We start from the raw sequence: 6,677 nt of genomic DNA, 5'->3' as shown, positions 1-6,677 counted from the left end.
GCGGGGTTACGCCCGCCGGCCCTGGGGGCCCCCCGCCCCCCGGCACTCACCCCCCCCCGGGCCCGCGGGGCGCCCCGCCCCCCCCCCCGCCCCCACGCGGGGCCCCGCCCCCCCCGGCGCGGGCCCGCTTTCGTAGGATCGGGCTGAACCGGGTGCGCCGAGGACGCCGCGCCACCAGGCCCTGCACCACCTGGAGCCCGCCGTGACCTCCGAGGACTTCCGCGCCGCCGCGCACGCCGCCGCCGACCTGGTCGGCGACTACCTCGCCGAGCTGCCCGACCGCCCGGTCTGGCAGCCGATGGACGACGCCGCCCGGCGGACCCTGCTGGACGCACCGCTGCCCGCGGCCGGCCGCCCGCTCACCGAGCTGCTCGCCACCATCGGCGCGGACGTGCTGCCCTACCCGATGGGCAACGGCAACCCGCGGTTCTTCGGCTGGGTGAACTCCGCCCCCGCGCCGGCCGGCGTCCTCGCCACCCTCGCCGCCTCCGCCATGAACCCCAGCTCGGCCGGCGGCGACCACGCCGACGTCCACCTGGAGCGGGCCGTGGTCCGCTGGATCGCCGAGCTGGTCGGCTTCCCCCACCCGGCCGGCGGCGGCCTGCTCACCTCGGGCACCTCGATGGCGACCATCGTCTGCCTGGCCGCCGCCCGCAACCGGGCCGCCCGCGCGGCCGGGTGGGACGTCCGCGAGGACGGCCTCGCCGGGATGCCGCCGCTGGTCGGGTACGTCACCGGCGAGACGCACTCCTGCGTGCGCAAGGCCGCCGAACTGCTCGGCCTGGGCAGTCGGCACCTGCGCACCGTCGCCACCGGACCGGACGGCCGGCTCGACCCGGCCACCCTGCGTGCCGCGATCGAGCGCGACCGGGCCGCCGGGCTGCTGCCGTTCCTGGTGGTCGCCTCCGCCGGCACGGTCGGCACCGGCGCCGTGGACGCCTTCGGGCCGATCGCCGACGTCTGCGCCGAGCAGCGGCTCTGGCTGCACGTGGACGGCGCCTACGGGGCCTTCGGCGTCCTGGACCCGCTGATCGCCCACCGCTACGCCGGGCTGGAGCGGGCCGACTCGCTCGCCCTCGACCCGCACAAGTGGCTGGGCGTCCCGGTGGACTGCGGCTGCGCGCTGGTGCGCGACACCGAGGAACTGCGCGCCACCTTCAGCCTGGTGCCGTCCTATCTGCGCGACGAGGCGGCCGGGTCGCTCGGCTGGTTCTCCGAGTACGGCACCGAACAGACCCGCCCGTTCCGCGCCCTCAAGGTGTGGGCCACCATCGCCCACCGGGGCCGCGACGGCATCGCCCGGGACATCACCCGGTGCACCGCACTGGCCCGCCACCTCGGGGAACTCATCGAGGCGGACGACGAGTTGGAGCTGCTGGCGGAGGTGCAGACCTCCATCGTGGCGTTCCGCCACCGCGCCCCCGGACTGGACGGGACGGCGCTGGACACGCTCAACCGGGAGCTGCCGGTGGCCGTGCAGCGCCGCGGCCGGGTCTTCGTCACCGGCGCCCGGCTCGACGGCCACGAGATGCTGCGCGCCTGCCTGCTCAACGCCGACACCACCGAGGCCGACCTCGCCCTGCTCCTCACCGAGGTGAAGTCGGCCGCGGCCGAACTGCTCGCCCACGAGGTGCGGTAGCCGACCGGCACCATCGCCACGGCCCGACTTCCGCACGCACTCCACAGCTCGTCCGGGCGGCCGCCCCGGCCGTTCGCATGGCCCTGGCCCTATGCCCCCTCGCGGGGCCGGAACAACTGCAATGCCGTGGCGGCGCCGAAGAGGAAGGCGCTGGCGGCGAACCAGTGAAGGCCGCTGCCTCCGCCCACCACCAGGCGGAGGCCGTATCCGCCCAGCACCAGGCCGCCGGCGACGAGCACGCTCTGGGCAGCGGTGACAACGGCTCGACGGCGGCGCGCCTTTCGCTCCGTGTGCGTGGTGCGGCACAGGCACGGGCAGTCACGGGGGTGGTGCTGACCCGGACGTTCCAAGCAAGCGATCCATCGCTCGACGACCTCCCGCTGGGCGGGGACACGGACGACCGCGCTGATCCGTTCCTCCAGGGTCGGCTCGGCCGTCGCCGTGACCTGCCGCTTCCGGCCGATGAACCGGATCCGGTCGGAACCGTTGTCGGACATCCTCTGCTCCTTACCTGGGACCGACGTGCCTGACCCGGCATCCGGGATGCCGGGTCAGATCCGCGATGGCTCGTCATGTGCCCCAGGAGAGCGGTTCGGCGGCCACCGGGTCACGCGGGGCGAAGACACCTGTACGTGGCCGTAGGAAGCCGATGAGCACCGAGCATCGCCGACATGCCGGTGGTCAGGACCGCCTCCGGCAACGACCATCGCAACCTATCGGACCACTTCGCCAAGTTTCGGCGGAATTCATGAACCTGCTTCCCGGAGCAGCCGAATCTCTATGCTGAGGACTCGGGGCATCGATGCCAGGGGAGGCCATCATCGTGACCACATCGCTCGCCGGTAGCGGAAACGACCCCGCGAAGGACTACGCCACGCTTTTGGCAGAGCTCTCCGACGACCTGCAGTCCCTGCGGATCTCGCGAGGCAACCCGCCGTTGCAGGTCATCAGCGAACGGTCCAAGAGCATCAAGTGGCTGTCGGTATCGGGGATCAGCGAGGTGCTGACCGGCAAGCGGTTGCCCGGCCGGGAGTTCCTGACAACCCTGGTTCGGGTGCTGCTGTCCTACGACGAGGACGGCGAGCCGGTACGCGTGGAGCGTACATCGCCGGAAATCACCGAATGGTCCCAGCGCTGGATGGGCCTGACGGCACTTCGCCTACAGCTGCGGCGGAAGTCGAAGACGGCCGCTCCTCCCGCCGGCGACACTCTCGCCCGGTCCGACCGCGAGATCGTCGGCACCAGCTCCCATCCGGCGCCGCCCGATCGTCCTTCAACAGGACGGATCGGCCGCTACGGGGAGACCGCGAACGTCGCGCAGACAGGCCCGGGCCAACCGCTCCGGTCCGTCCGGACCGTCGTCGAGCCGTACGCCTGGGAGTTCCGCACAGGCACCATGCCGACCTTGCCGGGCTCCGTCTCGCAGTGGCCGGATCAGTTGCGGAACCTGCTCACGGAGCTGGACCGGGGCCAGGCCGAAGCCGCAGCAGCCACGCGAACACCCGCGAGTGGGCGGTCACCGCTACCGGCGCTGGCCCGTGCAGGTCTCCTGAAGCGGGAGGGAACCGGCTTCGTGCCGACCGAAGCCGCAAGGCTCTGGCACGAGACGGGCGATCCCTCACATCTCTTGGGGGCCCTTCATGTCCATGTCCGGTTCGTCGGCGAGGTCATGCTTGCCCTCGCCGAGGGACCTCTCACCCACGACGGCCTTCTGGAGATCGCCAAGCGGCGCTACGGCCTGCGATGGGAGTCCGCCGGCCCGGTCCGCGACCGCACCGGCTGGTTGCGGGCACTGCGACTGGCCGATCTGTACGACGGGCAGGTACACCTGACCGAGGCAGGCGGGGAACTCCAGCCGCTCCTCGCCCCCGGAGCACCCGAGTGGGAGGCGGAAGTGGAGTCCGTCGAGCTCCCGGTGACCCCGCCCGCCGTTGGCGAGCTCCTCCATGATCTGGACGAGAAAGCCCTCAGGGAGCGTCCGTACGCCTCCGGGCTCTACGTTCCCGGCGGCCAGGACGAACACGGACGCCTGGAGGCACTTCGGATCCTCACCGAAGCCGCCACCCCGTCCATTTCCGACAACGCCCTGACCAAGCTGATCCTCGAACACTTCCCCGGCACCAGGAGCGAGTCCAGCGCGAGGGCAGCCCGGGACACCGCCAGGTCTCTGGGCCTCATCCGGCGAGCCTCCTCCACCAGCTGGGCGGCTACCGAAGCAGGCGAAGCCTGGGTGAACTCCGAGGAGTCGATCAACCTGGCCCGGATCATTCACACGCGTGTCTTCTACTTCGGTGAGATCCTCCAGGAGCTCGCCACAGCTCCACAGACCGCAGCAGAGCTGGCCGAGCGTGCCACGGCCTACACGTCCCAGGAGTACCGACCGCTGCGGATCCCCTCGATCAGGGCCCGGCTGGACCTCCTGCTCGCGTGCGACCTGGTCGCCAAGATGTCCCAGACCGTGTACCGGATCACCGCGCTCGGGCGCTCGTTCGGCGAGGCTGTCCGTTGCCAGACGGCCCGGACCGAGCCGCCGGCCGATACGACGGCCGACACCCAAGCACGTGAAACACCCGCGGGCCGGCCGCCAACCGCTCCTGACCTCGCCGCCGGCCTCCGGAACGCCTTGCTCGACAGCGCGTCTCCCGAGCAGTTGCGGACCGCCGTCCTCTCCGCCCTTGCCCACCTCGGCATGGTCGAAGACCGGAGCGACCACAGCAGCCAGGAGCAGGGCTGCCACGTACGTGTCGGCGTAGGCGTCGAAAGCCCCGTCGTTGCCGTGGCAACGTGGAGCGGCGCGCACGACGACGAGTCGTACCTTTCCGACCTGATGGAGCGGCGCGCGAAGACCGGAGCGAGGACCACGCTGCTCATCGGCAGCGGCTTCGATCACCATCTGCGGAAGGCGGCGGACGACGACCCCGCCGTCGCCGTCATCCTCGTGGCCACTCTCGCCGACGCCGTGACCGCGCAGGCCGTCACACCCTTGACGCCCCCCCAACTTCGACCCCTTGTCGATCCGGGACTGCGCGCCGATCAGCGGCACCTGGCCCTTCGTCAGGCCTGGAACGAGCAGCTGCGACGTACCGAGGTCGAGCGGGCGCTCGTCGGCGTCCTGGTCACCGAGGCCGAGGATCCGCTCCAGGAAGGGGGGTGGCTCGACGTGCCGACGCTACGGCGTGAGCTCCGGGCCCAGCAGCGACCGGCCTCCGAGGCCGAGGTGATCGAGGCCCTCGACTTCCTCGCCTCGCCCCGGCTCGGCGTGGTCGAGCGTTCCGGCACGGGCACCGGGGGAACGGGCGAACGATTCCGAGCGCTTGCCACAACCGAGATCGTCCTCCAGCTGATGCGAGGTCTGGGCCAGCAGTGGGCCGCTTCCAACCCCGGGCGAGCGTGCGAAATCAACGACATTTACCGACAGGTCACGGGGGATTCGTGATCGCGAAACACCGGAGCGGCAGATTGATGGCATGGAGCACACGGAGCCTCTGACGACGACCGACCACGCCGACCACTCGCCGACCCCCTCCCGTGCCCAGCGGCGCGGCGCCAGAACCCATCGCTGGCGCCGCGACACCGTGGAACTCGCCGCGATCTTCCTCTCGGTGACCGCCGCCGACCTGGTGGCCAAGATCGTCGTGCACGGCCCGGAGGGCCCGGTGGTGCTCGCCGCGTCCGCGGTGGCGCTGCTCGCCACGGCCCTGTTCCACACCTGGTGGTCGCACCGGCACCATCTGCACGGCCCGCCGGCCCCACCGGCGCCCTCGGCCGCGGCCCGGCCGGACGGGCTGAAGGGGCCGCTGCACGACTTCGAGCAGACCACGCTCTGGCGGGTCCGCACCACGGTGCAGGACTCCCCCGGCAGCCTGGCCCGGGTCTGCGCGGCCTTCGCCGAGCGGCAGGTCAACATCATCTCGATGCAGTCCCACCCGCTGCCGAACGGCACCGTGGACGAGTTCTTCGTCCGCGCGCCGCACACGCTCACCCGGGCCGATCTGGCCGCGCTGGTGGCGGGGGCCGGCGGGCACGACATCTGGAGCGACCCGGCCGACGCGCACGACCTGGTGGACGTGCCCACCCACGTCCTGGCGCTGGCGACCCGCACCGCACTCGACGCCGCCGAGCTGCCGATCGCGCTGCGCCGACTGTTCGGGCAGTGCGCCATCCGGCAGTACCCGGGCGCGGCCCGGCGCGGCGGCGGGGTGGACGGGCACGTGATGCGGCTGCCGGTGCCCTCCGGCGACCTCATCGAGCTCAGCCGCCCGCACCTGCCGTTCACCCCGACCGAGTTCGCCCGGGCCCAGGCGCTGGTCGAGCTGGACACCCTGCTCGGTCCCCGGGTACCGGACGTCCGGGCCCGGCTGAGGCTGCCCGCCGGGGCGGACCTGACCGTCCGGCGCGCGGACGCGGGCGACCACGAGGCGGCCCTGGCCATGCACCACCGCTGCTCCCCGGAGACCCTGCGCAAGCGCTACCACGGCCCGGTCCGGGACGCCGACCGCTACCTGGACCACCTGCTGGACGCCCGGCACGGCCAGACCCTCGCGGTCGAGGCCGCCGACGGGCGGATCGTCGCCCTCGGGCACCTGATGTGGGACGACGACAGCGCCGAGGTCGCGGTGCTGGTCGAGGACGACTGGCAGCGGCGCGGGCTGGGGCTCGACCTGATGCGGCGGATGGCCGCGCTGGCGCTGGAGGCCGGGGTGGAGACGGTGTACGCCGTCACCAACTCCTCCAACACCGGGTTGATCGCCACCATGCGCAAGCTGGCCGCGCCGCTGGACTACCAGGTCGAGGAGGGCACCCTGGTGATCACCGCGCACCTGGCGGAGGCCGCCGAGGAGCTGCCCGTCCCCTGGCCCACCCGGCCGAGCAGGTGATCGGTTCTTCACCACATCCTCACTCCGCACGACCGGTCCGGACGGCGATCCCGCCGTCCGGACCACCCCGGCCCCGGGCCCCACCGGCCCGGGGCCCCCCCGGCGCGCCCGCGGGACACCACCGCGGGCCCGCCCCCCGGCCGCCCCCGCGGGGACACCAC

At 72.7% G+C, this 6,677-nt stretch carries 4 protein-coding genes; 3 read left to right on the top strand and 1 reads right to left on the bottom strand.

Annotated features, from left to right (window positions below):
* The first annotated feature begins 202 nt into the window (after positions 1–202).
* The gene (locus ACFVYI_RS35820; protein WP_387893377.1) at positions 203–1,639 is read left to right on the top strand and encodes a pyridoxal phosphate-dependent decarboxylase family protein; all 1,437 of its coding nucleotides are present in this window, start codon (positions 203–205) and stop codon (positions 1,637–1,639) included.
* Between the two features lie 89 nt (positions 1,640–1,728).
* Here the strand turns inward: ACFVYI_RS35820 and ACFVYI_RS35815 are convergent, their stop codons facing one another.
* On the bottom strand, positions 1,729–2,136 hold the full coding sequence (locus ACFVYI_RS35815; protein ID WP_387893375.1) for a hypothetical protein: 408 nt from the start codon (positions 2,134–2,136) through the stop codon (positions 1,729–1,731).
* A gap of 326 nt (positions 2,137–2,462) precedes the next feature.
* On the opposite strand from ACFVYI_RS35815, the gene ACFVYI_RS35810 reads away from it, so the two are divergent.
* Both ACFVYI_RS35810 and ACFVYI_RS35805 read left to right on the top strand, forming a co-directional pair.
* Positions 2,463–5,075 carry a hypothetical protein gene (locus ACFVYI_RS35810; RefSeq protein ID WP_387893374.1) on the top strand — a complete coding sequence of 871 codons (2,613 nt, stop codon included), beginning with the start codon at positions 2,463–2,465 and terminating at the stop codon, positions 5,073–5,075.
* A gap of 31 nt (positions 5,076–5,106) precedes the next feature.
* The gene (locus ACFVYI_RS35805) at positions 5,107–6,516 is read left to right on the top strand and encodes a GNAT family N-acetyltransferase (protein WP_387893373.1); all 1,410 of its coding nucleotides are present in this window, start codon (positions 5,107–5,109) and stop codon (positions 6,514–6,516) included.
* Positions 6,517–6,677: the final 161 nt, after the last annotated feature.

The sequence above is a fragment of the Kitasatospora sp. NPDC058218 genome, from assembly GCF_042882445.1.
Lineage (GTDB): Bacteria > Actinomycetota > Actinomycetes > Streptomycetales > Streptomycetaceae > Kitasatospora.
Note: the sequence above shows the minus strand (reverse complement) of the source record. Positions and strands in the feature narration are given on the sequence as shown.

What these genes read in the sequence shown, in the direction of transcription:
- ACFVYI_RS35815 (WP_387893375.1), bottom strand. Translation starts at nt 2,136, where the DNA reads ATGTCCGACAACGGTTCCGACCGGATCCGGTTCATCGGCCGGAAGCGG.
- ACFVYI_RS35805 (WP_387893373.1), top strand. Translation starts at nt 5,107, where the DNA reads ATGGAGCACACGGAGCCTCTGACGACGACCGACCACGCCGACCACTCG.